The sequence below is a fragment of the Actinospineispora eucalypti genome, from assembly GCF_039543365.1.
Taxonomy (GTDB): domain Bacteria; phylum Actinomycetota; class Actinomycetes; order Mycobacteriales; family Pseudonocardiaceae; genus Pseudonocardia; species Pseudonocardia eucalypti.
In genome coordinates, this window is sequence record NZ_BAABJP010000062.1 from 166,391 (window position 1) to 192,183 (window position 25,793).

Here is a 25,793-nt window from a genome sequence, read left to right on the forward strand (position 1 = left end):
ACCGGCAGTTCAGCCGACAACTGGGTGCCCCATTGCCGAATCAGGGAGATTGTAGACAGAATCCGTTGACCTGTGTTGTGGGACACAACTAGTGTCCCGATAATGGGGGCAGAGCGGACTGCGCAGGTACCTGACCAGCAAGAGATTAGGCGCGCGGTAGCGGCTAGCACGGTCGGCACGGTCATTGAGTGGTACGACTTCGCGCTGTACGGCGCGGCGGCCGCGTTGGTGATCGGAAAGCTGTTCTTCCCGCAGACCAGCTCGCTGGTCGGCGCGCTGGCCGCGTTCGCCACCTTCGCGGTCGGCTTCCTGGCCCGGCCGCTCGGCGGGTTCATCATCTCGCACATCGGGGACCGGTTCGGCCGCCGGCCGGCGCTGGTGCTGACCATCGTGCTGATGGGTGCGTCCACCGTGCTGATCGGGCTGCTGCCCACGTATGCGCAGGTCGGGGTGTGGGCACCGGTGCTGCTGGTGCTGCTGCGGCTGCTGCAGGGGTTCGGCGCGGGCGCGGAGCTGGCCGGCGCGATCACACTGGTCGCCGAGTACACCCCGCGCAACCGCCGCGCCTACTACACCGCCATCCCGAACGCGGCCACCGCCGCCGGGCTGCTGCTGGCCACGCTCAGCTTCGCGGCGGTCGCCCAGCTGCCCGAGGCCGACCTGCTCTCCTGGGGCTGGCGGATACCGTTCCTGGCCAGTGCACTGATCTTCCTGGTGGCGCTGTACATCCGGAGCCGGCTGGGTGAGACCCCGGCGTTCCTGGAGGTCGCACGCGAGGAGGCCAAACGCGGCCAGCTCCCGCTCGGCCAGGTGCTGCGCGAACGCCGCAAGAGCGTCGCGCTGGGCTTCCTCTCCATCACCGGGCACAACGCCAACGCCTACGTGCTGAACACCTTCGCGCTGTCCTTCATCACCGGCACGCTGGGCATGTCCAAGACGGTCGGGCTGACCGCCGTGGTACTCGCCGCGATCACCGGAATCGTGGCCGCGCCACTGTTCGGCATGCTGGCGGACCGGGTCGGCCGGCGGTTTGTGTTCATCTTCGGCGCGGCGTTCGTCGCGGTCATGGCGTTCCCGTTCTTCGGGCTGCTGCAGACCCGGCAGCCGGTGCTGGTCGCCCTGGCCATGATGGCCGGGTACGGGATCGGCTTCGGCGCCATGTCCGGCGCCCAGGGCGCGTTCCTCTCCGAACTGTTCGCCACCCGGTACCGCTACACCGGGATCGCCACCGCGCGGGAGCTGAACGGCATGCTGGTCGCCGGCCCCACCCCCCTGATCGCCACCGCACTGGTCGGCCTCGCCGCGGGTGCCCCGTGGCTGGTGGCCGGCTACCTGGTGATCGCCGAGCTGATCACCATTGTCGCGGTCTACGCCGCCCGCAACGAGGAGCTGGCCGAGGCATGACCGAGACCCCCACGCCGGTGCGCCGGTGGCTGCCCCGCGCGCACCCGATCTCCTGGTGGATGTTGCTGGTCTCCTCGCTGGCCATCCTGATCACCTCGATCGACCGGGCCATCCTGCCCACCGTGCTGCCCGGGATCATCGACGAGTTCGGCCTGACCAAGACCGAAGCCGGGTTGCTGGTCTCGCTGTCCTTCGTGGGCACCTTCGTCGGCGCGATCTTGCTGGGGGTACTCGGCGACGTGTTCGGCCGGGGTCACCACCGGGCGCGCACCTGGGTGGTGACCGTGCTGGTCACCTGCGTGGCCAGCATCGCCACCGCGTACGCCAGGGGCATCGACGCGCTGCGCGCCTGGCGGGTGGTGATGGGCATCGGCACCGGCGGCATGGAGCCAGTGAACGTGGCGCTGATCGGCGAGTGGTGGCAGAAGGAGGACCGCGGCTTCGCAGTCGGGGTGCACCACACCGGCTTCCCGATCGGCCAGCTGCTCGGGCCGGTGCTGATCGGCTGGGTGCTGGTGGCCGGCACCTGGCGGGACGCCTTCCTCTGGCTGCCGCTGATCGCCGTGCCGATCATGATCGCCCAGCTGAAACTGGGCACCCGGGACAACCTGGCCAAGGTGAACGCCTGGATCGAGCGGAACCGGTTGACCCCGGCCGTGCCGGCGGACGAGGAGCGGCGGTTCACCAACCCGTTCCGCGCGGTGCGCGACGCGCTGGTCCACCGGAACGTGCAGTGCGGCGTCGGGCTGGCGTTCTGCCTGCTCTGGGCGGAGACCGGGGTGACCGCGTTCCTCACCGTGCAGCTGACCGAACACGCCGACTTCTCGCTGGCCGGGGCGGCCGTGGTGTCCGGTGCCTCGGGCATCACCGGCTGGATCGGCCAGGTGGTGTGGGGCACGCTGTCGGACCACCTAGGCCGGAAGTTCTCCCTGTCCATCATCTGCGTCGGCTGGACCGCCACCGTGCTGGCGATGATCTTCATCTCCGGGCCGGTCTCCGCCTGGCTGGTGCTGCTGGCCTGGGGGATCTTCCGCAACTCGCCGTTCCCGGTGGCCTACGCTCTGGTCGTGGACTCCACCCCTCGAGCGGCGTCGTCGGGGATGGGCCTGGTGATCGGCCTCGCGCTCGGCGTCTCCGGGGCCATCGTGCCGGCGGTCAGTGGCTGGATCATCGACCACCACGGTTTCACCTGGGACTACCTGATGCTGGCCGCCGCGTGCCTGGTCGCGCTGGTGCCGGTGGCGCTCATGCGCGAAACGGTCACCCGCCGGTGAGTGAAAGCCCGGAGCTGGCCGAGCGCCACGACCTGGCCCGGCATCCCGAGGGCGGCTGGTACCGGCGCACCTGGACCTCCCCGGAAACGGTCCGCCTGGTCGGTCCGGACGGCTCGGTCAGGGTGCGCCCGACCGCCACGTTGATCCTGTTCTGCCTGCCGCCCGGGGAGTGCTCCGCCTGGCACACCGTGGCCTCGGACGAGGTGTGGATCTGGAACGGTGCCGGCCCGGTCACCCTTCAGCTGGGCGGTCGGGGCGATCGCCCGGTGGACGGCCAGCGGGTCGTGCTGGACGCGGCGGCGCCGCAGGCCGTGGTGCCGGCCGGGACCTGGCAGCGCACGCTGCCCGCCGACACCACCGGCCTGGTCAGCTGCCTGGTCTCCCCCGGGTTCGACTTCGCCGATTTCCGGCTGGCGGACGAGAGCCGAGGGTAGTCAGCCGCGGCGGCGAGCCCGCTCGGCGGCGGCCAACACCAGTTTGATCTCTTCGTACACCCGGAGCGGCTTCGCCGCCGTGCTGCGCGGCAACCCGGCGGAGAACGCCACCGGGTGCCGGCGCAGCCGGCGGACCAGCCGGCGCGGTTTGCTGCGGATCCGGCCGGCCAGGTCGGCGACGTACCGGCGGCGCACGTCCAGGTCGATGCTCCGACCACACACCGTGCAGCCGCTGGACACCAGCAACCGGCCGGCGTAGCGCAGCTCGTGCTCGGTCGGCCTGCCACAGTGCGGGCAGTCCAGCATCGCCGGGACCGGCTCGGTCACCTGCCACCTCCCCCGGCGTCGGCGATCACCCGTTCCGCGACCACCAGGTCGTGCGGGTAGGTGATCTTGATGTTGTGCGGCTCGCCGACGATCCACCGGGTGGTCAGGTCGGTGAACCGCTGCACGCAGGACTCGGTGTCGGTGCCGTCGAACCGGACCCGGGCCGCCTCCTCGTACGCGGCCAGCAGCGGCGCGGCATGGAAGGCCTGGGGGGTCTGCACCGCGACCAGCCCGTCGGGCGCGGCGCCGTCCAGCCAGCCGCCGTCCGAGGAGACCTGGACCAGGTCGTCCTTGGGCAGGCCGGGGATCGCGCCGCCGGCGTCCCGCGCGGCCCGGATGATCCGGTTGGCCAGGGTCCGGCTCATCAGCGGGCGGGCGCCGTCGTGGATGAGCACCACGTCCACCTCTCGGCCGTGGATCCGCTCGGCCAGGTGGCGCAGCCCGCACAGCTCGGACTCCTGACGGGTGGCCCCGCCGTACACCAGTTCCACCCCGGGGCGCTCGATCTCCCGGTCCAGTACCCAGTCCACCCGCTTGCGGTCCTCCGGGCGAACGATCAGTACCACCGGCCCGACGTCCGGGATGGCCATCAGCGTGTTGACCGACCAGGAGATCACCGAACGGCCGGCCAGCGGCACGTAGACCTTGTTGTGCCCGGCGCCGAACCGGGTGCCGCCGCCACTGGCCAGGACGATCCCGGCCACCGTGCCCCGGCGCGCCATCAGCTCGCCACCTCCGCGAGCAGCCCGAGTGTCGCCGGGTCGGCCACCCGGCGGGCCAGCTCGGCCAGCAGGCGGGCCGCGTCGGTGCCGTCACCCACCCGGCAGTCCACGGCGAGCCCGACGATGCCTCGCACCCGAACCGCCACGGCGCCGCCGACCACCACCGGCTTCGGGCCGATGGTGCCGACGGTGAGCGCGGTGGCCTGGGGCGGGGTAACCAGCGTCTCGAAGGCGTCCACGCCGCGGCCGCCCAGGTTGGTCAGGGTGCCGCCGGCGGCACCGAGGTCCGCGGCGCTCAGCCGGCCCAGCCGGGCCCGCCCGGCCAGCGCGCGCAGCCTGGCGTCCAGCTCGCGGGCGGGCAGCCCGTCGGGGTCGCGCAGCACCGGGGCCAACGGGCCGCGCGGGGTGGGCACGGCGACCGCGACGCCCACCGAGTCCAGCCGGGTGGCCCGGCCGGCTTCGAACCGCGCGTTCAGCACCGGGTCGGCGCGCAGCGCCCCGGCGAAGGCCCGGGCCAGCAGCCCGGTCCAGCCGAGGCCGGCCCGTGCGGCGGCCAACTCGGTGAAGTCGATCTCCCGGTAGGCCACGACCTGTGGGACGGCCAGGCTGGCGGTCATCGACCGCGCGAACGCGTCCCGCCGGGTGGCGGCGGCACCGGGCAGATCGGCCACCCGGATCACCCCGCCCGGGCCGGTCCCGGCCACCGCGGCCAGGTCCACCCCGCGTTCCCGGGCCAGCCGGCGGGCCAACGGCACCGCCACCGGCCACGATCCCGCCGCCACCGACCGCCCGGAGTGACTGAACCGGTGTGCTGAACCGACTGAATCAGCCTGCTCAACCGACTGAATCAGGGTTTCGGGGTCCAGGAGGGATTCGGATTCCGTCTGGAGGTAGGCGAGGGGGGTGCCTACGGGCACTACGTCATCGGGGTGGGCGGTCAGGCGGGTGAGGGTGCCGTCTACGGGGGACTCGACGTCCATGTCCACCTTGTCGGTGCTGACCACGCAGACCACGTCGCCGGCGGACACCTCGTCCCCCGGCTCGAGGCACCACTCGACCAGGATGCCCTCGGTCATGGTCATGGACATCTTCGGCATGACCAGCGGTACCTCCGACCCGCTCACCATTCCCGGACCAGCTCCCTCGCGGCGGCCAGGATGTCCGGCACCTGGGGCACGGCGGCCCGCTCCAAGGCCGGAGCGTACGGGATCGGCACGTCCAGGCCGCACAGCCGGCGCACCGGCGCGCGCAGGTGCCCGAACGCCCGGCCCTCGGCGACCAGCGCGGCCACCTCGGCCATGAAGCCGGCCGTTCGGGGTGCCTCCTGCACCAGCAGTGCTCGGCCGGTGGCCGCCACCTCGGTGAGCAGGGTCTCGGTGTCCAGCGGGGTCAGGGTGCGCGGGTCGACCACGGTCGCCTCGATGCCCTCGCCGGCCAGTTGGTCCGCGGCCTCCAGTGCGCGGGACACCATCACGCCGGTGGCCACGATGGTCAGCTCGGCGCCCCGCCGGCGGACCTCGGCCACGCCCAGCGGGGTCCGGTAGGCGCCCTCCGGCACCGGGCCGGACTGCCGGTAGAGCAGCTTGTGCTCCAGCACGATCACCGGGTTGGGGTCGTCCACGGCGGCCAGCAGCAGGCCCTTGGCGTCCGCCGGGGTGGCCGGCATGACCACCTTCAACCCGGGTACGTGGGCGAACCAGGCTTCCAGGCTCTGCGAGTGCTGCGCCGCCGCCCCGGTGCCCGAGCCGCCGGGGGCGCGCAGCACCAGCGGCACGCTGGCCGCCCCGCCCAGCATGTAGTGGATCTTCGCGGCCTGGTTGGCGATCTGGTCCATGGCCTGCGCGGTGAAGTCGGAGAACTGGATCTCCACGATCGGCCGCATGCCGGCCAGGGCGGCGCCGACCGCCGCGCCCACGATGCCCAGCTCGCTGATCGGGGTGTCCCGCACCCGGTCCGCGCCGAACCGGTGCACCAGGTCGCCGGTGACCCCGAACGCGCCGCCGTAGACCCCGATGTCCTCGCCCAGCAGCAACACCCGGGGATCAGACTCGAGGGCACTGGCCAGCGCCTCCCGGACCGCTTCGGCGTAGGCCATGGTCCGGGTGCCGGCCCGCGCCGGGGCGGGCATGGTCGCGGTCACCGGGGCACCCCCACGTGCTCCGGGGACGCGAACACGCCGGCCAGCAGCTCATCCGGCCGGGCGTCCGGCGCGGAGCCGGCGGCCCGCACGGCGCCGCGCACGTCGTCCCGCGCCCGGTCCCGGCAGGTGGCCATCCGCTCCTCAGTGAGCAGGCCGCGTGCGCGTTCCTCGAAGGCCAGGATCGGGTCCCGCTCCCGCCACTGGGCGATCTCCTCGCGGGTGCGGTAGAGGTTCTTGTCGCTCTTCGAGTGGCCCTTGTGCCGGTAGGTGAGCGCCTCGATCAGGGTCGGCCCCTCGCCGCGGCGGGCGCGGGCCACCGCCTCCGTGGTCGCCTCGTGCACCGCCACCAGGTCGTTGCCGTCCACGGTGACGCCGGGGATGCCGTAGCCGGCGGCCCGCTCGGCCAGCTGCGCCACCCGGGTGGCGCGTTCCACCGACATGGACATGCCGTACCGGTTGTTCTCGCAGACGAACACCACCGGCAGGTCCCACACCGCCGCCAGGTTGACCCCCTCGTGCCAGGCCCCCTCGTTGGTGGCACCGTCGCCGAAGAAGCTCACCGCGACCTGGTCCCCGCCGCGCGCCTGGACCGCCAGCCCGGCGCCGGCCGCGATGGGCACCCCACCGGCCACGATGCCGTTGGCGCCGAGGTTCCCGGTGGCCACGTCGGCGATGTGCATGGAGCCGCCCCGGCCCCGGCAGTAGCCGGTGTCCTTGGCCAGTAGCTCGGCCATCATCCGGGTCAGGTCGGCGCCCTTGGCGATGCAGTGCCCGTGGCCCCGGTGGGTGGAGGTGATGTAGTCGTCCGGGCGCAGCGCCAGGCAGACACCGGTGGCCGAGGCCTCCTGGCCGATCGACAGGTGCATGGTGCCGTGCATCAGGCCGCGGGCGAACAGCTCGTCCACCGCCTCCTCGAACCGCCGGATGGTCCACATGGTGATCAGCGCCTGCTCGGCCCGGGCCGGGTCGTCCAGCAGGCCCATCACGCGGCCTTAACCGGCAACCCGGCGAACAGCGCCGGTTCCTGGCCGGCGAGCAGCGCCTCCTGCAACCGGCGCAGCGTGGCGATGGTGCTGGACTGGTCGACGGCGATGTCCTCGTGGCTGAGCAGGGTGCCGGCCGGCACGTCCCGGCGGGCCCGCCCGCCGGCGGCCAGCCCGAGCGGCACCAGGCCCTCCCGCGCGGCCGACTCGGCGTCCGAGGCCAGCCCGTAGACCGTCTGCCCGCCGATGCCGTCCATCGGCTCGCCGGCGCGCAGGTCCCGCTTGGCCACCGCGAGCACCTCGGCCCGCCAGTACCGGGGCACCAGGCTGGGGGCGCGGTCCAGCACGGCCCGGGCGACGGAGAGCGGCGCCTCCACGCTGGCCAGGTGGTAGGGCCGGTAGAAGGAGTAGTACGGCCCCTGGCCCATGCCCAGGTAGGCCATCTCGTCCATGACCACCGGGTCGTCGCAGTAGCCGATCACGAACACCCCCGGGGCGACCGGGCCGGTGCAGTAGTCGACCACCCCGCGCGCGGTGAGCACCCCGCCGTCGGCCTCCGGGCGGAACACCTGGGCCAGGCTCGGCACGGTGGCCGCCGGCCCGGTCATCCCCCGGCGGGCCACGCGTAGGCCGGTGGCGTTGGCCAGCGCGACCATCTCGATCATGGTCTTGGACCCGTCCACGAAGCTGGCCAGCATCTTCGGGCTGGCACCGATCGCCGCCGCCCGCTGTTCCTGGCTGGCCGGGGTGGCCGTCGGGTCCAGCGGGTTGTTCTTGCCCTTGCCCGCGCAGACCACCTCGAAGCCCAGGTCCCGCACGTAGTCGACCAGGATCCGGCACTCCACCGGCTCGTCGCCCCGGCACACCGTGTACACCGCTCCGACCCGCTCGGCCAGGGTGGCCAGCAGGTAGCCGACGGTGACGTCGCACTCCACGTTCAGCAGCGCCACGTCCTTGCCGGCCATCAGCCCGGAGAAGGCCACGTTGGCGCCCACCTCGGGCACCCCGCTGGCGTCCACGATCACGTCCACCGGCAGCCGGGTCAGGGCCAGCGCGTCGGATACGACCACCGGGCGCCCGGCGGCGATCGCGGCGGCCCCGTCGGCCGGGTCGGCCACCGCCTTGTCCGACCCGCCCGGACCCGTCCTGCCGGAACGTTGGAAGGCCCGCTCGGCCCGCTCCGGAACGACCTCGGCGATCGCCGCGACCTCCATCCCCGGCATCCGGCCGACCTGGGCCACGAAGCCCAGGCCCATCTGCCCGGCGCCGACCAGGCCGACCCGCACGGGCCGGCCGAGCTCACGCTCCCTGGCCCGTAGTCGGTCGACGTAGCTCATGCAGAACCTCCCCGTCGAGCAATCCCGCGCAGTGTGCACATATGTGCAGACAATGTGCACTTGCGTGCTTAAGTCCTAGCATCCGTGCGCGCGCCGCACAACCGTCTTCGCGCACCGTTCGCCCGCCGTATCCGACATGCTTGGCCGGTGACGCAGCTCCCCGACCCGTTGACCGGGATCTCCGCGCCCGATGCGCGGTGGACGACGACGAACCTGGCCGAGGCCATGCCGGGAGTGCTCACCCCGCTGGGCTGGACGGCGTTCGGCCCGTCGGTCGAGCTGGGCACCCGGCGGGCGTTCCGCCTGGTCGGTGCGCTGCGCCGGGACGAAGCAGGGCTACCGGCGGACAAGCGCGAGCGGTTCATCAACGTGTTCTACGGCCGGGCCGCCGCGCGGGTGGACTTCTTTCTGCGCGATGGGCAACCTCACGAGGCTGCTGCGGTGTTGCGTATCTGTGCGCAGAGCTAGCTGGCACACGAGCCGCGGCGTGATGGGCGGGTCAGCGGGTCGGGCGGCGGCCGGTGGTCGCGTCCAGCCGGCGGTAGCGGGGCAGCGCGTCGGAAACCGCCCGGCGCAGGGCCTTGCCCTGGGCGCGCTCGGCCACGCCGTCGACCGGGCCGCACAGCTCCGGCCGCTCCCGGAACCGGGCGAACACGGACGCGCCCTGCATGGCCAGTGCCCTGGTCACCCGGCGTTCCACCCGGTCGACCACCAGCAGCACCACCGCACCGCGCAGCGCGCCCTTGGCCCGGCCGGTCACCAGCAGCACGCCGGACCGGTGCTCCTCGGCGGCCACGCGGTTCACCGCCCGGGCGTACGCCCGGTGCTGCAGCAGCGACAGCCCGAAGGCCACCGCGAATGCCGCCACGATCAGCGCGACGGCCTGCCAGCTCATCTGCCCGAGGTGAGCCGGAGCTGAGTGCCGGCGACGGGCAGCCCGACCGAACCGCTGGCGTGCACCGCGCCGGGCAGCAGCGGGGTGTCCGCGCCGGGGTTCAGGTAGATCACCACGTGGCCGAGGGAGCGCAGGTTCTCGTCCGCCCGCTCGCCCACCGCGATCAGCTCGACGGTGGCGCCGTCCACGGTGAGCAGGTCACCGGGACGCATCGGCGCGGCCGGCGGAGCGGTCGGCGCGTGCACCACGCTGACCTCCTCCAGCGCGTCCGGGATGGGCTCGGCGTAGAGGATCAGGACCCCACCCTCGGCCATCTCGGACGCTTCCTCGCCGGCGCGCAGCACCGTGCTCTCGTAGTACGTCGAGGCCATACACCCGCCTTCCCTACAGCCCAAAACTAAATGCCCAGGCCAACACCACGGCCAGCGGAGCCGTGATCAACCTACTCAAGAGTACGGCCGGCACGCCGACCGCGACAGTCTGCGGCCGAGCCTCGCCGAGCGCCAGCCCTACCGGTACGAAGTCGCAACCCACCTGGCCGTTGATCGCGAACAGGGTCGGCAGGGCGTACTGCACCGGCAGCGCGCCGATGGCGATCTGGCCGCCCATCAACGTGCCGATCACCTGCGCGATCGCCGCCCCCGGCCCGAGGATCGGGGACAGGAAGGGCAGCGCGACGAAGATCGCGATGGCCACCAGGCCCAGCGGGTTGCTGGCGATCGGCGAGATCACCCCGGCGATCCACCGGGCGATGCCGGTGTACTCCACGATGCCCAGCAGCAGGCTCACGTAGGCCATGAACGGCAGGATCGTCTTCAGCGTCAGCTCGATCGTCTCCCGGCCGGACGCCAGGAAGGTGTTCACGATCGACCCGACCACCGCGCCGAAGCTGACGAACACCCCGGAAATGCGCCCGAACAGCCCGCGCATGCCCGGTTCCTCGGTCACCTCCAGCTTGCCCGGCTCCTCAGCGACGGGCCCGGCCGAGCCGGCCACCGGCGCACCGACCGGGACGCCGGCCCGCGACTCGATCTCCGCCACGCCGACGTCGGAGACGAAGATGTCCTCGGTGATGTACTTGGCCAGCGGCCCACCGGGGGCGCCCGGATACACGTCCACCGTGGGGATCCGCTTGCGCGGGTAGACCCCGATCCGTGCGGTGCCGCCGCAGTTGATCACCGCACAGAGCACCTTCTCGTCCGGCACGCTGGTGGTGAACCCGTCGACGGGGGTGGCGCCGGTGAGCTCGGCGATCCGGGCGGCCACCGGGTGGATGCCGCCGCCGGTCACCGACAGCACGGTGTTCTTCTCCTCAGTGGGCTCCAGCACCAGCCCGGCGCCCCAGCCGCCCGACCCCGGCCGGACGAACACCACGCGGTCGTCGCTCATGCCGCCACCGCCTTGCCGCGGAACTGCTCGTCGAAGTCCCGGAACACCTCGGTCTGCCCGGTCCGGCGGATGATCAGCGCGGTGATCCACTCGGTGATCACCCCGCGGATCATGATCACTAGGATGCCCACGAAGAGGTAGCGCAACGCCAGCGGCACGGTGGACACACCCAGCTGCTGCACGCCGCTGGCGATGCCCAGCCAGACGAACAGCTCGCCGGCATTGGCGTACGGGAAGAACGTGGTCACCGGGTGCACGAACGAAACGGCCGAGTCGTAGAACGCCGGCTTCTGCCGCTCCGGCAGGAACCGGCCGAACGAGTAGCACATCGGGTTGGTCAACAGCAGCACCGACAGCACCGGCATGATCGAGTACCGGGTGATCCACCAGCGCCCGGACCAGCGCACCGCCGTGGTGACGCGCTCCTCGCCGATGAAGCGGGTGATCGCGTACATCGCGGTGAGCAGCACGATGAGCGTGGGCAGGATGCCCGTCACCAGGCCGACGAACTTCTCACCGGCCGCGTTGAAGAGCCCGATGAAATGCGTGCCCACCCACTCGGCGACGCCGAGCGGGCCGCCGCTCGAGGGTGGGGGCGCCGGAGGCGCCTGGGCCAGGCTGATCAGGTCCAACATCGGCACTCCTTCGTGCGACCATTGTTGCCCCCGAGCACGGTGTGCACTAATGTGCAGACCGTCATCACATGTGCTTGTGATGTGTTGTACACGGGGCTCATCCCGTGGACAACCCCCAGTTGGAAGACGAGCCCATGCCCGCACCCCGCGACCAGGAGCTGCTGGTCCGAACGGCCCGGATGTACTACCAGGAGAACCGCTCCCAGGCCGACATCGCGACCACGCTCGGGCTGAGCCGTTCCAACGTCTCCCGGATGCTCACCTCCGCCCGGGAGCGCGGCATCGTGGAGATCCGGATCAACGACCCGACCGGCCGGGACCTGGCCTGCGAGCGCGACCTGGCCGAGCGGTTCGGCCTGCGGGACGTTCGGGTGGCCGACGGCGCGCCGGCGACGAAGGCCCTGGCCAGGGTGGGCGACCTCGGCGCACGGTGGCTGGCCGAGCGCCTGCGCGGGGGCGCGGCGCGGCTGGCGGTTTCCTGGGGTCACACCATGCAGGCGCTGGTCGCCGCCGTTCCGGTGGACCTCGCGGAGACCCAGGAGCTGGGCGAGATCGAGGTGGTGCCGCTGGTCGGCGGCCTGTCCTCGGTGGAGGCCAGCATCACCGGCGAGGAGCTGGTCCGGGACCTCGCGCTGCGGGTGGGCGGGCGGATGCGCCGGCTGCACGCGCCGGCCGTGCTGACCTCGGCGGAGAGCCGGGACGTGCTGCTGGCCGAGCCGAGCGTCGCGGACGCGCTCGCCGCCGCGCGCAAGGCGGACATCGCGCTGGTCGGCATCGGCTGCGTCGGCGTCGGCTCGTCCGCCGCGATCATCGAATCGGTCCGGCTGGAACGCGGCGAGCGGGCCGAGTTCCAGCGCGCCGCGCCGGTGGGCGACATGTGCGCGCGCTACTTCGACGCCTCCGGGCGCGCGGTGCTCGGCGCGGTGGACGACCGGATGCTCGCGGTCACCCTGGCCGACCTGGGCAACATCCCCACCGTGGTGGGCATCGCCGCCGGCCGGGAGAAGCTGCCCGGGGTGCTCGGCGCCCTGCGTACCGGCACGGTGGACGTGCTGATCTGTGATCGCGCGCTGGCCCGGCTGTTGATGGCACACGAGCCCGCCTAAGGGGTCTCGATCAGCGTCGCCAGCTCGTCCAGCACCGCCGCGTCCTCGGCCTCGAGGATCAGCCGCTGCCCGCGCTCCGCCCCCAGGGTCAGTACGCTGAGAATGCTCTTCGCGTCCACCATGGACGCACCCGCCGCGTCCTCCCGGCCGATCCGCACAGCACCCGGCGCGCGGGCGGCCGCGGCCACCAGTGCCGCCGCCGGGCGCGCGTGCAGCCCGACCTCCGGGCCAACCGTAACGACTCGACGCATGGGGGCGACCTCCGAACCTCGGCGTGAGGAGATTCCATTTGCGCAGTTGTGCGTAGATATTCACAGATGTTACAAACTGAAGCATCGTGCGCCCAGTCACACAACCATGTGTCGGGCGCGGGGGACGAAGGGGACACCGGATGACCGAGGTGCTCACCGTGACCGGGATCGGGGTCTGCGGTGGTCGCGCGGTGGGCCGGGCGCACCGCGCCGGACCGGCCGTGGCCGAGCCGGACGTGCGGCCGGACGCCGTGCCGGCCGACGACCGCCCCGCCGAGGCGGCCCGCGCCGAAGCGGCACTGGTGGCGGTGGCCGAGGGCTACGAGTCGCTGGCCGCCACCGCGCCGGCCGAGGTGGCCGAGGTGATCACCGCCGACGCGATGATGGCCCGTGACCCGGTGCTCGCCGGCGGGGCCAGGGACGGCGTGCTGAGCCGGGGGCTGAGCGCCGAGGCGGCGGTCTGGACGGCGGCCGGCGAGCTGCGCGAGCGGCTGCGCGGCCTCGGCGGCTACCTGGCCGAACGGGCCGCCGACCTGGACGACGTGCGGGTCAGGGCGGTCTGTCACCTGCGCGGCGAACCGGCCACCCGGGCGCGACCGGCGGACGGCCCGCACATCCTGGTCGCCGACGACCTCTCCCCCGCCGACACCGCCGCCCTGGACCTTTCCCAGGTGAGCGCGTTCGTCACCGAACGCGGCGGACCGACCAGCCACACCGCGATCCTGGCCCGGATGCTGGGCATCCCGGCCGTGGTGGCCTGCCCGGGCGCGGCGGACATCGAGGCCGGCCGGCTGATCGCGGTGCACGGAGACACCGGCCTGGTGGACCTGCGCCCACCGGCCGACGAGCCGGTCACCGTGCCCCGGCCGCGCTCGGCCGAGCCGCTGAGCTGGGCGGGCGAGCTGGCCGACGGAACGCCGGTGGGGCTGCTGGCCAACGTGGAGGGCGAGCCGTCGGCGGTGGCCTCGGCCGGCGCGGGCGGGGTCGGCCTGCTGCGCACCGAGCTGCTGTTCCTGGACCGGCCGACCGCGCCGACCCGGGACGAGCAGGCGGAGGTCTACCGGCGCCTGTTCCGGCACTTCCCCGGCCGGCGGGTGGTGGTGCGCACCTGGGACGCCGGCGCGGACAAGCCGCTGGCCTTCCTCGGCTTCCCCGACGAGCCCAACCCGGCACTGGGAGTGCGCGGCTACCGGGCCACCCCGGTCGGTTCGGCGGCCCTGGACACCCAGCTGGACGCGATCGCCTCGGCGGCCGCCGACACGGACGCCGAGGTGTGGGTGATGGCGCCGATGGTCAGCACGCCGGTCGAGGCGGCCGAGTTCGCCGCCGCCGTGCGCCGGCGCGGCCTCAGCCCCGGCGTGATGATCGAGGTCCCCGCCGCCGCACTGGCCGCCGACCGGATCCTGGCCGAGGTGGACTTCGTCAGCATCGGCACCAACGACCTGGCCCAGTACACCTTCGCCGCCGACCGGCTGGCCACCGCCCTGGCCGCGCTGCACGACCCCTGGCAGCCGCCCCTCCTGCGCCTGATCGAGATGGTCGGCGCCGCCGGTGCGGCCGCCGGCAAACCGGTCGGGGTGTGCGGCGAGGCCGCCGGCGACCCGAAGCTGGCGCCGGTACTGATCGGGCTCGGGGTGTCCAGCCTCTCCGCCGCCCCGATAGCGCTGCCCGCACTGGCCACCGCGCTGACCGGCCTGACGTTGGCGGACTGCCGGGCGCAGGCCCGCGCGGCGCTGGGTTCGCCTTCATGACCCGGGCCGCCGCCGAACGGGACGACATCCGCACCCGGTTCCAGGCCGTGGACACCTCCAACGTGGCCGACGCGCTGGACGAGCTGGGACTGACCGACCAGGGACTGCACCCCGAACTGACCGCCCTGTCCGGCGAGCGGCTGGCCGGCTGGGCGTACACCATCGCCGGCGAGACGGCGTCCTACGAGGGCACCGGTGACCCGGCCAAGATGGCCGCCTGCGCCGGGGTCGGGCCCGGGGAGGTCACCGTGTGGGCCGGCGACGGCGCCGGCATCTGCTACTTCGGCGAGCTGATCGCGCTGGGCATGGCGGAACGGGGCGCGGTCGGCGCGCTGGTCGACGGCGGGGTGCGCGACCTGAAGTGGCTGCGCCGGCACGGCTTCTCGGTGTTCGCCCGCTACCGCACGCCGATCCAGTCGATCGGCCGCTGGCGGGTCACCGGAGCGCAGGGAGCCGTCACGCTGCGCGGGGCCACCGCGCCGACGGTCACCGTGCACCCGGGCGACTTCGTGCTGGCCGACGAGGACGGCGCGATCGTCATCCCGGACCGGGCGGTGGACGCCGCGCTCCGCCGGGCCGAGGAGCTCACCCGCACCGAGGTCCGGATCAGGGAGGCCCTCGCGGACGGCAGCTCGCTACAGGAGTGCCTGGACCGCTTCGGCCACGTCTGAGCCGCGACCGGGATCAGCGTTCGGTCTTGATGCCCTGTTCCTGGAGAAAGTCCGCGATGACCGCGATGCCTTCGGCCCGCGATGGGTGCGTCGGCAACTGCAGGTAACCGTGCGGGGCGCCCGGGACGACGTGCAGCCGGTGCGGAACCGAGGCTGCCGCCAGACGCGCGGCCAGGGCCTCCGACTCCGGCAGCAGCGGGTCCAGCTCGCCGACGGTGACCAGCGTGGGTGGGAACCGGTCGGCGGCCACCTCCGGGGAGAGGCGGGGATCTCCACGCAGGGAGTCGAACTCCTCCGGTCGCAGGTAGCGCCCGCTGACCGGGTCCGGCCGGCCCAGCAGCCGGGCCATGCCGGCCTGCATCCGGTGGTAGTCGAAGACTCCGTAGCACAGCAGTGCCGCCCGGACCCCGGAATCCCCGGTGGCCAGAACCGAAGCGGCCAGGTTGGCGCCCGCCGAGTCACCGCCGATGACCAGCTGACCCGGGTCGCCGCCGTAGGTCGCGGCGTTCTCGCGGGCCCAGTCCACCGCGAACGCCACGTCATCCACGGCGGCCGGGAACGGGTGCTTCGGCGCGCGCCGGTAGTCCACCGACACCACGACCAGTCCGAGCCCGGTGAGCTCGGCCGCCAGCCGGCGGTGCGTCCACGGCGAGCCCATCGACCAGCCGCCGCCGTGCAGGTAGACCAGCACCGGGAACGGCGGCTCTCCAGCCGGCACGGTCACGTCGGCGCTCAGCCGCCACCCGGCCACCTCGCGCAGCGGCACGCCGGGGTGCGCGGCGCCCACCGGCGGCGGGTCGGCGTTCATGTGCTCGTCGAAGCCCTTGAGCAGCTCGGTGGCCGCGGCGCCGGCCGGCATCCGGAACGTGGTCTGGTACTCCCACAGCGCCGGCGGCACGCCAAATGTTTCGCTCACCGGACCCATCTTGCCCCGGCTGGACAGCGGCCGCGCGGCGTGTTCGTATGCGATGTGTGACGGCTCAGACACTTCCGCGTTCGGCAGGGGTCGTGGTGGTCGGCGCGGGGGTGGTCGGGTCGGCGATCGCCTTCCACCTGTCCCGGCTGGGCGTGCCCGACGTTCTGCTCCTGGAGCGGGGCGAGGTGGCCGGACGGGCATCCGGCCGTTCCGGGGCACTGGTGCGCACCCACTACCCGAACCTGGACGAGGCCCGCATCGCGCTCGCCGCCTTGCCCTGGTTCGAGGAGTGGCCGGACCGCGTCGGCGGCGACTGCGGCTTCCGGGCCACCGGGTTCCTGCAGATGGTGGACGGGCGCGACCACGCGACGCTGCGCCACAACACCGCGCTGCTGCGGGACATCGGGGTGACCACCCGGCTGGTCGACCACGCGGAGATCGGTGAGCTGGAGCCGGCGCTGCGACTCACCGGTGACGAGCTGGCGGCGTACGAGCCACGCAGCGGGTACGCCGACCCGGTGGCCACCACCAGGGGGTTCGCCCGGGCCGCCGGCCGGCTGGGCACGCAAGTGGCCGAAGGCGTCGCGGTGACCGGCCTGCGCACCCAGGGCGACCGGATCCTCGGGGTGCACACCGACGCGGGCCCGGTGGACGCGCCGACCGTGGTGCTGGCCAACGGGAACTGGTCCGCCGCCCTGCTCTCCCCGCTGGGCATCGCCCCGGAACTGACACCGATCTGGGCGCAGGTGATGTTCGTGGCCCGGCCCGCGCCGCTGCGCCCGGGGCCCGCCGGCCACCTGACCATCATCGACCGGGCCAACGGCTGCTACCTGCGCCCGGACGGCCCGGACCGCACGCTGCTCGGGCTCAGTGCCTACCGCCGCCCGATGGCCGAGCTGGACGAGGAGCGCGGCCCGGAGGAGCCGGGGTTCGCCGAGCTGGTCCGCCGCCAGGCGTCCCGGCGCATCCCCGGGCTGTCCGACGCGCCCCGGGTGCACGGGCACGGCGGGCCGCTGGACGTCACGACGGACCGGCGGATGCTGCTCGGCCCGGCGCCGGGCGTCGCCGGGCTCTTCCTGGCGGTCGGGATGAGTGGCGGCGGGTTCAAGAAGGCGCCCGCGATCGGCGCCTGCCTGGCCGAGCTGATCGTGGACGGCAAGGCCACCAGCGCACCGATCGACCCGTTCCGGCCCACCCGGTTCGCCGAGGGCCAGCCGCTGTCCGGGCTGGAGTACTCCCTGCCGGCCGACGGCGTGGACCCGGACCGGCGGGACCTGCTCGGCGAGCAAGGGCTGATCCATTGAGGACCAGGGCGCTCGCCGGCGCGGCCGCGCTGCTCGCCGTCGCGCTGTCCGGATGCGCGGGCGGGGCGGAGACCGACGCGGCGGCGGACGTGATCACCACCGGCCCGGTGCCCTCGGTGGCCGCGCTGGTGCCGCCGGAGGTACGGGCCAAGGGAGTGCTCACCGCCGTGATGAGCGTGGGCAACGCGCCGGTGCACTATCCCGCACCGGACGGCTCCGGGAACATGCTCGGCTTCGACCCGGACCTGGCCAACGTGCTCGGCCAGACGATGGACCTGCCGGTACGGGTAGTCGGCGTGACGTTCGACCAGATCGTGCCGGGCCTGCAGAGCGGCCGGTACGACATCTCGGTGAGCATGATGGCGATCACCCCGGAGCGGCTGAAGGTGCTCGACTTCGTGGAGTACTTCGTGTCCGGCACCGGCCTGGGCACCCGCGCCGGGAACCCGAAGCAGATCACCGTGGCCACCATGTGCGGCCGCTCGGTCGGCGTCTCCAACGGCTCGGTGCAGCAGGCCAAGTACCTGCCGGACATGTCCAGGAAGTGCCAGGCCTCGGGCCGGCCGCCGATCGACATCCGCAACTTCCCGGACCAGCAGAAGGGGGTCCTGGCGCTGGTCAGCGGGCGGATCGACGCGGTCTTCGTGGACCTCCCGGTGCTCCGCTACGCGGCGAAGAACGTGCCGGACATCATGGTCGCGGACAGCTACGACGCGGGCTCCTCCGTCGGCATCGGGCTGGCCAAGGGCAGCCCCCTCACCCCGGCCATCGAGGCCGCCCTCACCGAGCTGAACCGCTCCGGCATCTACACCCGGGTGCTGGCCAAGTGGGCGGTCGAGGGCAACGCCCTGCACACCTTCGCCACAAGGAAGTGACGATGTGACTCCCCCGACCGCAACCGAAGCCACCCCCGAGGAGGCCACCCTGCGGGTGGTGCCCCGGCGCCGGCCCTACCTGTGGGTCATCTACGCGGCGCTGGCCGTGGTGGCGCTGGCCGCCCTCTACTCCGCGCTGTCCAACCAGCGGTTCGGCTGGGACGTGGTCGGGCGGTACTTCTTCTCCAAAGCCATCCTCACCGGCCTGCTCCGCACCATCGAGCTGACCGTGCTGAGCATGCTGGCCGGCATCGCGCTGGGCGTGCTGCTGGCCATGATGCGGGTGGCCCCGAGCCGGGTGCTGTCCGGCCTCTCCCAGGCGTACGTGTGGTTCTTCCGGGGCACCCCGCTGCTGGTACAGCTGCTGTTCTGGTTCAACCTGGCCGCGCTCTACCCCCGGCTGGGACTGGGCGTACCCGGCGGGCAGCTGTGGTTCTCCGTCGAGGCCAACGCGGTGATCAGCCCGTTCGTCGCGGCGCTGCTCGCGCTGTCCCTGCACGAGGCGGCGTACATGGCCGAGATCGTGCGCGCCGGGGTGCTCGGGGTGGACCGCGAGCAGCGGGAGGCCGCGCTGGCGCTGGGCATGCGGCCGGCGCGGGTGATGCGGCGGATCGTGCTGCCGCAGGCCATGCGCACCATCATCCCGCCGACCGGCAACCAGACGATCTCCATGCTGAAGACGTCTTCGCTGGTCAGCGTGATCGCCCTGAACGACCTGCTGTACACCGCGCAGAGCATCTACGGGATCAACTACCAGGTCATCCCGCTGCTGGTGGTGGCCAGCCTGTGGTACCTGATCGTCGTGTCGGTGTTGTCCGTGGGGCAGGCCTACCTGGAGCGCCGGTTCGGACGGGGGCGGGCCTGGTGAGCGGCGTCCAGATCCAAGGGGTGCGCAAGAGCTTCGGTGACACCGAGGTACTGCGCGGCGTCGACCTGGACGTGCCGCACGGCGAGGTGGTGTGCCTGATCGGCCCGTCCGGTTCGGGCAAGAGCACCCTGCTGCGCTGCATCAACCACCTGGAACGGATCGACGCGGGTTCGATCCTGGTGGACGGCGAGCGGGTGGGCTACCGGCGCAAGGGCGACCGGCTATACGAGCTGTCCCCGGTGGAGGCGGCGAAGCGGCGGGCCGGCATCGGCATGGTCTTCCAGCGGTTCCACCTGTTCCCGCACATGACCGTGCTGGAGAACATCATCGAGGCGCCGGTGGGCGTGCGCGGGCTGAGCGTGGCCGCGGCGACCACGCGGGCCAGGGCTCTGCTGGAGCGGGTCGGGCTGACCGAGAAGGAACGCGCCTACCCGGCGGAGCTGTCCGGCGGCCAGCAGCAGCGGATCGCCATCGCCCGGGCGCTGGCCATGGACCCCACCCTGATGCTGTTCGACGAACCCACCTCGGCGCTGGACCCCGAGCTGGTCGGCGAGGTGCTCGCGGTGATGCGGGACCTGGCCGGCGAGGGCATGACCATGCTGGTGGTCACCCACGAGATGAACTTCGCCCGCGAGGTCGCCAACCGCGTCGTGTTCATGGACCAGGGGGAGATCGTCGAGTCGGACGAGCCGGGGCGCCTGCTCACCGCGCCGACCCACGCCCGCACCCGGGCCTTCCTGGCCCGCACCCTGCACTAAGTCTCCCGCACGCGCATTCCGCGCTAGGTGTCGGCCCGCACCTGCATGTCGTACTCCAGCTCGCCGGGCGGGCCGACGGACGCCACCCGCAGCCGCCACTGCCCGGCCCTCGGAGCGGTGAACTCCAGGCCGACCACCTCGGTGCGCCCGTTGCCGGGCACCAGCGCCTGCTCGAACGCCCACACCCCGCCGTTCTCGTCGCACAGTGCCAGCTCGGCGACCAGCTCGCCGTCGGAACGGCCGTTCCCGTGCCCGGACACCCGCGCCCTGGCCCGGCACCGCTGCCGGCCGGCCAGCTCGATGCGGTGCAGCTTCGGCTCGCCGGCGCCGGCTACCCCCCGGAAGAACACCCGGTCGCCCCGCCGGTCCTCCTCGTCGGCGAAGTTGGGCACCGCGTTGGCGGCCAGGTCGGCCACCACGATCCGCTGGCTGACCTTCCGCAGGCCGTCGTTCATCCCGGGCAGCAGGCGGCCGCGCAGCGGCACGGCGAGCACCATCCCGGGCATCGGCATCCAGCGGCCGCGCAGCAGGCCCCGCACGCGGGCCAGCCGCACGTGCCGGCGGGCCACCGGGGTGAAGTCCAGCAGCAGCGCGGCCGGGTCCAGCGAGGCCCGCAGCCGGGCGGTCAGGGTCACCCGCAGCTTGCCGGCGACCTCGGTGAGCGCTCCCTCCGGGCGGGGCCGGCCGCGCACGTCGGCCTCCAGGTGGAGCCGGAAACACAGCTCGTGGGCGGTCGACCGGGTGCGCCGCACCCGGCGCACCCGCACGGTCAGCTCCGTGCCCGAGGGCAGCGCACCGTTCGCGGCGAGCCGGGGCGCCTGGGCCAGGAAGGCGTTCGCCAGATCGGTCACCGCCCGCTCGTCGAGGGTCCGCCGGGGCAGCGCCTCGCCGAACCGGGCGAAGTCGATCTGGTCGCCCTGAACGGTCTGCCGGCGTTCCTCGACCCGGTAGCCCACCGGCTCACCGCCCCGGTTGGCCAACCGGGCCCGGAAAACCGCCGGCAGGATCGCGGTGACCGCCACACCCTCGCCGGTGGCCGTGGTGTCCCGGTCCGGGACCACCCGGCGCACCGGCAGCGCGAGGTCGTCGATCCGCGGCCCGGCGGTGCTGTGCAGGGACAGCTCCACCGGCACGGCGGGCCCGCTGGACCCCAGCTCGGCGGTCGCCGGCGGCTCGGCCTCCAGGATTCCGGCCCACAGGTGCAGCCGGGCGGTCTGGTACTCGCCCAGGTCCAGCCGCCACTCCGTGCGCTCCCCCGGCTCGAGGGTCCCGGAGCGCACCCGGGGCGGCTCGGGCCCGTCCGAGTGCACCCGGCGCAGCAGCTCCGAGACGTCGATCCGGCGCAGCGGCTCGGAGGCGTCCAGCGCCCGGTTCACCCCGGCACAGATCTCCCCCATGGAACCCTCGGCCAACCGGGACAGCTCACCGCCGAGCAGCGGCAGGCGCAGCCACCCGGTCCGCCCCTTGACCCGGAACCTCAGGTCGTCCGGGGTCACCGGGTCGATGTCCAGCTTCACGATGGCCGGCCGGAACACGCACACCCGGATGGTCAGGTCCAGCTCGGTGTCCGCGTCCACGCCGATGCCGAGCACCCTCGGCCCGACGTCCGCCTCCAGGCGGGCCTTCACGGTGACCGCGAACCGGCGCTCCCGGCCGTCGTCGGAGATGAGGGTCGGAGTCTCCGCCCGCGCGGCCACGATGCCGACGCCCAGGTCGGCGAGCGCGCCGGCGCGCTTCAGGGCCACCTCCAGGGCGGCGTTCAGCTGCCGGCGCAGGAACGCCGGGGTGAACACCTCCCGCACCATGGCCGCGCCGAACTGGCCGAACGTCGCCCGTTCGGTGCCCGCGTGCTGCTCCATCCCTGCCGCTCCTCGGTGACTGCCCCCGTCCAGCTTCGCAGCCCACCCGAACACCCCTGACCGGCACTCCCTCAACTCTCCATGGAGTTACTCTGTGCACACGACTTGATTACGCGGCGCATTGAGTATCATTTTCCCAGGTCAACTGGCAAATTGCCCGGTTCTCAGCGGTGGTCGAGAGTTTGCACTGGGTACGCCTTATCACTTACTCGAGCCGGTGGAATTCCACGTTCGAGTGATCAATTACCGTAACCAGGTCACACAGTGCTCGTTGCACCCGACGAGAACCCTGTGATGCTCAGTGGCTGGTGTGAAAGTCACAGGTAGGTAACGGTGGAGGCGATGAAGGCACATGGCTGACGGTGCGCGTAACGGGCGCGACGCGGGGGCGTCCGGCGGATCGGGCGACCGGGGCGGTTCGACGCCGCGCTGGCAGCCCTCCTACTACGGCGGGCCGCCCACCCACGCCGACGTTCCCTCACCCAAGCGCGCACCCGCCGTCGAGACCGACCCCGGCCGAACCAAGGCCGTCCGCTCGAGTGCTACCGCCAAGGCCGCCGCCGGAAAGGCCCGCCCGGCGGCCACTGCCGCCAAGCCGGCCAGGACCACGAAGGCCGCCGAGGTGGAGGAGCCTGCCGGTCAGCGCTCACTGGGCAAGGTCGGAGCGCTCGTGGCGGCGCTGCTGCTCCTGCTCGGGCTGACCGGCGGCCTGGTCGCGGCGTTCCGCGCCTGGTACACCAGCCCCGCCCCGGTGGCCCAGTCACCCACGTCCGCCGTCGCACCGGAGATCAACCAGAACCCCGCCATCGCCACCCCCGGTGCCCCGATCCCGGACGCGGCACCCCCGGCCGTGCCGGCCCCGCGCCAAGGCACTGCCCCGGCCAAGCCCAAGGTGGCCCCGGCCAGCCGCCCCGACCGGGGCCACCAGGCACCGGCCAAACCGGAGCACCAGGTCACCAAGGACCGGCCGGAATCCCGCTCCGAACGGGACGACGAGGACGACGAGGGCACCGGCCGGGACGAGGAGGACATCCTCGACCAGCAGCTGCACAAGCAGCGCCGGGCCAGCGACTCCGGCGGCCTACTGGACGGCGTGCTCTCCAGCCTCGGCCTCTGAGTCAGGCGTTGAAGCGGTCGGCGATGAGGGCCGCCAGCTCCAGGAAGGCCAGCTTGGTCGGCTCGCGCATGGCGCCCAGGTCCAGGCGCCCGCCAGTGGCCAGGTGAGCGTCGTACGGCACCTCGACAACCGCGCGGCAGCGGCTTTCGAAGTGAGCCTTGACCCGGTCCTGGTCGATCTCCGGGCTGACCCGGTCGCAACACAGCACCACGATTGCGTCGGCGACCTGCTCGGCGTACTCGTGCGCCACCAGCCAGTCGAGCGTCTTGGACGCCCGGGACGCCCCGTCCACCGTCGGCGAGCCGACCACCACCAGCGAGTCGGCCAGGGCCAGCGTGCCCTCCATCGCCGAGTGCACCAGGCCGGTGCCGGAGTCGGTGATGATGATGTTGTAGAACCGGGCCAGCACCGCGCAGATCGCCTCGTACTCGGCCCGGTTGAACGCCTCGCTCATCGCCGGGTCCTGCTCGGAGGCCAACACCTGCAGCCGGCCGGCGAGGCTGGTGTAGTGCGACACGGCGGTCATCGAGTCGATGGTGCCGAGGTTGTCCAGCATCTGGCGGACCGTCACGCCGGTCTCGCCGCTGAGCCGGTCGGCCAGCGTTCCGGCGTCGGGGTTCGCGTCCACCGCCACCACCCGGTCGCCCCGGTGCTCGGCCAGCGTCAACCCGAGCACCGCGGACACCGTAGTCTTCCCGACGCCGCCCTTGAGCGAGCTGATCGCCACCTGGTGCGCCCCCGGTAGATGCCGGCGCACCCGGCGCAACAGCGCGTTGCGCGCCGCTTCCTCCTCGCTCACCCCAGGGTTGATCTTGCCGCCGGAGGCCGTGTACACGGCCTGGCGCCAGCCGGTGGTCGGGCGTTCCGCCCTCGGCCGCAAGATCACATCGTCGGTCAGGTCGGCGGCGCTCACGCTCCGCTCGCGATCCATGGTCATCTAGCTCGGCACCCGTCTCGCTGTGGTCCGGTCACGCTGGAGGTCGGCCTACTCGAAGCGCAGCGCCTCGATGGGCCGGAGCCGGGCTGCTCGATACGCGGGGTAGCCACCGGCGACCACGCCGATCAGCAAGCTCACGCCGAACGCTACCAATACGGCCGTGAGGCTCAGGATCGGATGTGGCAATGCCGACGAATCGTTGCTCTCCGGTGGGAGTAGCGCGTCGGCCGCCAACGTGATACCGACACCTGCCCCCATACCCATAAGGCCGCCCAGCCCGGTCAGGATAACGGCTTCACTGAGGAATTGCTGCAGGATCGCCATCCGGGTCGCACCAACCGCTTTACGAATACCAATTTCCCGAGTTCGCTCGGTCACTGACACAAGCATGATGTTGGCGACACCGATACCACCCACTACCAGTGATATTGCCGCGACCGCCACGATGAATCTCGCCAGGAAATTGATGAATTCGTTGCTCTTGTTCAACAACGTGGTGAACGTCAGCACGTTGAAGTCGCGGTCGGCGGCGTTCCGGATGAAATGCCGCACGTCCAGGATTGCGGTGGCCTGTGCGGCCGCCGCGTCGACCGAGTTCACATCGGTGGACTTCACCACAATCTGGTCGACCTTGCCGGTACTGCCGCCGACCAGGTACGTACGGGCCGCCTCGAACGGGGTGATGACCAGGTTGTCGTTCTGCCCGTTCACCTCGAGCACCCCGACGACCTTGAAGTTCGTCCGCTCCACCCGAACGGTGGACCCGATCACCTGGCTGAGGTCCACGCCGGGACCCCAGATCAACGCGATGGCCTGCTGCCCGAGCACGGCCTGCCGCTCGGCACTGCCCGAACCCCGGCCGAACTCCAGCCAACGGCCGGCGACGATCTTGCGGTCGACCAGTTCCAGGTAGTTGTCCGTGGCTCCGATCAGGCTGGACCGGGTCTGCTGCGGCCCGACGGTCAGCGTCACCGTGCCGGACACGGACGGCGACACCGAGACGATGTCCGGTGCGAGCGACTTGTCCTGCAGCGCCTCCACGTCCCGGTCGGTGAGCTGGTGCACCGCGCCGCCACCCGGCGAGGAGCCGGTGGTCGGGCTGATGGTGATCTGGTTGGCCAGGCGACTGAACTGCTCGTTGAAGTGCGCCTTCATACCGTTGCCCATGGCCACCAGCACGATGACGGCGGCCACACCGATCACGATGCCGATCATGGTCAGCCAGGAGCGCAGCCGGTTGCTGGTCAGGCTGTGCAGCGCGGACCGCAGCGTCTCCCGGTAGTGCCCGGGCCGCAGGACGCGCGCGGCCCTGCGTCGCCGGGGCATGCGGAACTTGGCCGGCGCCGGCGCCCGCTTGCCCACCCGGACGCGCTGGGTCTTGTGGAACTCCCGCTCGATCTCCCGGCGCTCGCGCCGGCCGCGCGGAACCGGCTCGGCGTACTCCTCGCGCGGCTTGCGTTCCGGCAGCCGGATCGCCTTGGCCTTGACGGCCAGTGCGCCGATGGCCCGCACCGCGCTCACACACAGCCCGGCCACCAGGGCAAAGCCGGCCGCGATCGCGCCGACCACGGCTGCCACCGCATTGCCGACGCCGGCCGCCGCGCCGCCGCCGGAGCCCCGGGACTCGCCGCCCGACGAGGCCGCCGGGAGGCTGGGCGACCACGGCGGCGCACCGCCGCCGCCACCACCCGGAGAAGGCCGGCTCGGCGCCGGCGCACTGGGCACGGACCGGCTCGGCGCCGAAGCACTGGGCACGGACCGACTCGGGGCCGAAGCACTGGGCACGGACCGGCTCGGGGCCGGGGCGCTGGGCACGGACCGGCTCGGGGCCGGGGCGCTG

The 25,793-nt window shown here is 72.7% G+C and carries 27 protein-coding genes and 1 pseudogene; 13 read left to right on the forward strand and 15 right to left on the reverse strand.

The window, feature by feature from the left end; all coding sequences use genetic code 11:
- Window positions 1-102: 102 nt before the first annotated feature.
- The 3 genes from ABEB12_RS38955 to ABEB12_RS38965 are packed head-to-tail and all read left to right on the forward strand — an operon-like array spanning window position 103 to window position 3,112.
- Window positions 103-1,404, forward strand: coding sequence for an MFS transporter (locus tag ABEB12_RS38955; protein ID WP_185062186.1), 1,302 nt, complete (start codon window positions 103-105; stop codon window positions 1,402-1,404).
- A complete protein-coding gene (locus ABEB12_RS38960) occupies window positions 1,401-2,678 on the forward strand; it encodes an MFS transporter (RefSeq protein ID WP_221498183.1) in 1,278 nt (425 codons plus the stop codon). The genes ABEB12_RS38955 and ABEB12_RS38960 overlap by 4 nt, the downstream gene beginning before the upstream one ends.
- A complete protein-coding gene (locus tag ABEB12_RS38965) occupies window positions 2,675-3,112 on the forward strand; it encodes a cupin domain-containing protein (protein WP_185062187.1) in 438 nt (145 codons plus the stop codon). The genes ABEB12_RS38960 and ABEB12_RS38965 overlap by 4 nt, the downstream gene beginning before the upstream one ends.
- Here the strand turns inward: ABEB12_RS38965 and ABEB12_RS38970 are convergent, their stop codons facing one another.
- Genes ABEB12_RS38970 through ABEB12_RS38995 form a run of 6 tightly spaced genes read right to left on the reverse strand, consistent with a single transcriptional unit; the run spans window position 3,113 to window position 8,621 of the window.
- The gene (locus tag ABEB12_RS38970; protein WP_345703528.1) at window positions 3,113-3,439 is read right to left on the reverse strand and encodes a hypothetical protein; all 327 of its coding nucleotides are present in this window, start codon (window positions 3,437-3,439) and stop codon (window positions 3,113-3,115) included.
- Window positions 3,436-4,161, reverse strand: coding sequence for a 2-C-methyl-D-erythritol 4-phosphate cytidylyltransferase (locus ABEB12_RS38975; RefSeq protein ID WP_185062188.1), 726 nt, complete (start codon window positions 4,159-4,161; stop codon window positions 3,436-3,438). The genes ABEB12_RS38970 and ABEB12_RS38975 overlap by 4 nt, the downstream gene beginning before the upstream one ends.
- Window positions 4,161-5,288, reverse strand: a complete 1,128-nt coding sequence (locus ABEB12_RS38980; RefSeq protein ID WP_185062189.1) for a 2-oxo acid dehydrogenase subunit E2 — start codon at window positions 5,286-5,288, stop codon at window positions 4,161-4,163. The genes ABEB12_RS38975 and ABEB12_RS38980 overlap by 1 nt, the downstream gene beginning before the upstream one ends.
- Window positions 5,282-6,289: a pyruvate dehydrogenase complex E1 component subunit beta gene (locus ABEB12_RS38985; RefSeq protein WP_185063043.1), complete on the reverse strand. Its 1,008-nt coding sequence runs from the start codon at window positions 6,287-6,289 to the stop codon at window positions 5,282-5,284. The genes ABEB12_RS38980 and ABEB12_RS38985 overlap by 7 nt, the downstream gene beginning before the upstream one ends.
- An 8-nt stretch (window positions 6,290-6,297) precedes the next feature.
- Entirely contained in the window at window positions 6,298-7,284 is a 987-nt protein-coding gene (locus tag ABEB12_RS38990) for a thiamine pyrophosphate-dependent enzyme (RefSeq protein ID WP_185062190.1), read from the reverse strand.
- Window positions 7,284-8,621, reverse strand: coding sequence for an SAF domain-containing protein (locus ABEB12_RS38995; RefSeq protein ID WP_185062191.1), 1,338 nt, complete (start codon window positions 8,619-8,621; stop codon window positions 7,284-7,286). Before ABEB12_RS38995 ends, ABEB12_RS38990 begins: the two co-directional genes overlap by 1 nt.
- A gap of 147 nt (window positions 8,622-8,768) precedes the next feature.
- Here ABEB12_RS38995 and ABEB12_RS39000 point away from each other — a divergent pair, with 147 nt between their 5' ends.
- Window positions 8,769-9,089, forward strand: a complete 321-nt coding sequence (locus ABEB12_RS39000; RefSeq protein ID WP_185062192.1) for a hypothetical protein — start codon at window positions 8,769-8,771, stop codon at window positions 9,087-9,089.
- Window positions 9,090-9,120: 31 nt separating this feature from the next.
- On the opposite strand, the gene ABEB12_RS39005 is transcribed toward ABEB12_RS39000, so the two are convergent.
- From ABEB12_RS39005 to srlA, 4 genes are read right to left on the reverse strand one after another with little or no spacing between them, the layout of a single operon-like run.
- Window positions 9,121-9,516 carry a transcriptional regulator GutM gene (locus tag ABEB12_RS39005; RefSeq protein ID WP_185062193.1) on the reverse strand — a complete coding sequence of 132 codons (396 nt, stop codon included), beginning with the start codon at window positions 9,514-9,516 and terminating at the stop codon, window positions 9,121-9,123.
- Complete coding sequence (locus ABEB12_RS39010) at window positions 9,513-9,887, reverse strand: PTS glucitol/sorbitol transporter subunit IIA (protein ID WP_185062194.1); 375 nt, start codon at window positions 9,885-9,887, stop codon at window positions 9,513-9,515. Before ABEB12_RS39010 ends, ABEB12_RS39005 begins: the two co-directional genes overlap by 4 nt.
- Window positions 9,888-9,900: 13 nt before the next feature.
- On the reverse strand, window positions 9,901-10,905 hold the full coding sequence (gene srlE / locus ABEB12_RS39015; protein ID WP_185062195.1) for a PTS glucitol/sorbitol transporter subunit IIB: 1,005 nt from the start codon (window positions 10,903-10,905) through the stop codon (window positions 9,901-9,903).
- Window positions 10,902-11,540: a PTS glucitol/sorbitol transporter subunit IIC gene (srlA, locus tag ABEB12_RS39020; protein WP_185062196.1), complete on the reverse strand. Its 639-nt coding sequence runs from the start codon at window positions 11,538-11,540 to the stop codon at window positions 10,902-10,904. The genes srlE and srlA overlap by 4 nt, the downstream gene beginning before the upstream one ends.
- A gap of 134 nt (window positions 11,541-11,674) precedes the next feature.
- Between srlA and ABEB12_RS39025 the strand changes: the two genes are divergently transcribed.
- Window positions 11,675-12,646, forward strand: a complete 972-nt coding sequence (locus ABEB12_RS39025) for a sugar-binding domain-containing protein (RefSeq protein WP_185062197.1) — start codon at window positions 11,675-11,677, stop codon at window positions 12,644-12,646.
- On the opposite strand, the gene ABEB12_RS39030 is transcribed toward ABEB12_RS39025, so the two are convergent.
- Window positions 12,643-12,897 carry an HPr family phosphocarrier protein gene (locus tag ABEB12_RS39030; protein WP_185062198.1) on the reverse strand — a complete coding sequence of 85 codons (255 nt, stop codon included), beginning with the start codon at window positions 12,895-12,897 and terminating at the stop codon, window positions 12,643-12,645. The genes ABEB12_RS39025 and ABEB12_RS39030 overlap by 4 nt on opposite strands.
- Window positions 12,898-13,037: 140 nt before the next feature.
- Between ABEB12_RS39030 and ABEB12_RS39035 the strand changes: the two genes are divergently transcribed.
- Window positions 13,038-14,648: a putative PEP-binding protein gene (locus ABEB12_RS39035; protein ID WP_185062199.1), complete on the forward strand. Its 1,611-nt coding sequence runs from the start codon at window positions 13,038-13,040 to the stop codon at window positions 14,646-14,648.
- Entirely contained in the window at window positions 14,645-15,319 is a 675-nt protein-coding gene (locus ABEB12_RS39040) for an RraA family protein (protein ID WP_185062200.1), read from the forward strand. Before ABEB12_RS39035 ends, ABEB12_RS39040 begins: the two co-directional genes overlap by 4 nt.
- A gap of 13 nt (window positions 15,320-15,332) precedes the next feature.
- Here the strand turns inward: ABEB12_RS39040 and ABEB12_RS39045 are convergent, their stop codons facing one another.
- Window positions 15,333-16,235 (reverse strand): alpha/beta hydrolase fold domain-containing protein, encoded by a 903-nt coding sequence (locus tag ABEB12_RS39045; protein ID WP_185062201.1) that lies wholly within the window; start codon window positions 16,233-16,235, stop codon window positions 15,333-15,335.
- Between the two features lie 92 nt (window positions 16,236-16,327).
- Between ABEB12_RS39045 and ABEB12_RS39050 the strand changes: the two genes are divergently transcribed.
- Genes ABEB12_RS39050 through ABEB12_RS39065 form a run of 4 tightly spaced genes read left to right on the forward strand, consistent with a single transcriptional unit; the run spans window position 16,328 to window position 20,040 of the window.
- Window positions 16,328-17,539, forward strand: a complete 1,212-nt coding sequence (locus ABEB12_RS39050) for an FAD-dependent oxidoreductase (RefSeq protein WP_185062202.1) — start codon at window positions 16,328-16,330, stop codon at window positions 17,537-17,539.
- A complete protein-coding gene (locus ABEB12_RS39055) occupies window positions 17,536-18,414 on the forward strand; it encodes a transporter substrate-binding domain-containing protein (RefSeq protein WP_185062203.1) in 879 nt (292 codons plus the stop codon). Before ABEB12_RS39050 ends, ABEB12_RS39055 begins: the two co-directional genes overlap by 4 nt.
- 4 nt (window positions 18,415-18,418) lie before the next feature.
- On the forward strand, window positions 18,419-19,282 hold the full coding sequence (locus ABEB12_RS39060) for an ABC transporter permease subunit (RefSeq protein WP_185062204.1): 864 nt from the start codon (window positions 18,419-18,421) through the stop codon (window positions 19,280-19,282).
- The gene (locus ABEB12_RS39065) at window positions 19,276-20,040 is read left to right on the forward strand and encodes an ATP-binding cassette domain-containing protein (protein WP_185063044.1); all 765 of its coding nucleotides are present in this window, start codon (window positions 19,276-19,278) and stop codon (window positions 20,038-20,040) included. Before ABEB12_RS39060 ends, ABEB12_RS39065 begins: the two co-directional genes overlap by 7 nt.
- A 23-nt stretch (window positions 20,041-20,063) precedes the next feature.
- Here ABEB12_RS39065 and ABEB12_RS39070 read toward each other — a convergent pair whose 3' ends face one another.
- The gene (locus ABEB12_RS39070) at window positions 20,064-21,899 is read right to left on the reverse strand and encodes a hypothetical protein (RefSeq protein WP_185062205.1); all 1,836 of its coding nucleotides are present in this window, start codon (window positions 21,897-21,899) and stop codon (window positions 20,064-20,066) included.
- Between the two features lie 352 nt (window positions 21,900-22,251).
- Between ABEB12_RS39070 and ABEB12_RS39075 the strand changes: the two genes are divergently transcribed.
- Entirely contained in the window at window positions 22,252-23,016 is a 765-nt protein-coding gene (locus ABEB12_RS39075) for a hypothetical protein (RefSeq protein ID WP_185062206.1), read from the forward strand.
- A gap of 1 nt (window position 23,017) precedes the next feature.
- Here ABEB12_RS39075 and ABEB12_RS39080 read toward each other — a convergent pair whose 3' ends face one another.
- Window positions 23,018-23,953 (reverse strand): nucleotide-binding protein, encoded by a 936-nt coding sequence (locus tag ABEB12_RS39080; RefSeq protein ID WP_185062207.1) that lies wholly within the window; start codon window positions 23,951-23,953, stop codon window positions 23,018-23,020.
- Window positions 23,954-24,001: 48 nt separating this feature from the next.
- Window positions 24,002-25,522: an ABC transporter permease gene (locus tag ABEB12_RS39085; RefSeq protein ID WP_185062208.1), complete on the reverse strand. Its 1,521-nt coding sequence runs from the start codon at window positions 25,520-25,522 to the stop codon at window positions 24,002-24,004.
- A gap of 13 nt (window positions 25,523-25,535) precedes the next feature.
- On the opposite strand from ABEB12_RS39085, the pseudogene ABEB12_RS39090 reads away from it, so the two are divergent.
- Window positions 25,536-25,793 (forward strand): annotated as a pseudogene (locus ABEB12_RS39090) (hypothetical protein); the annotation flags it as partial.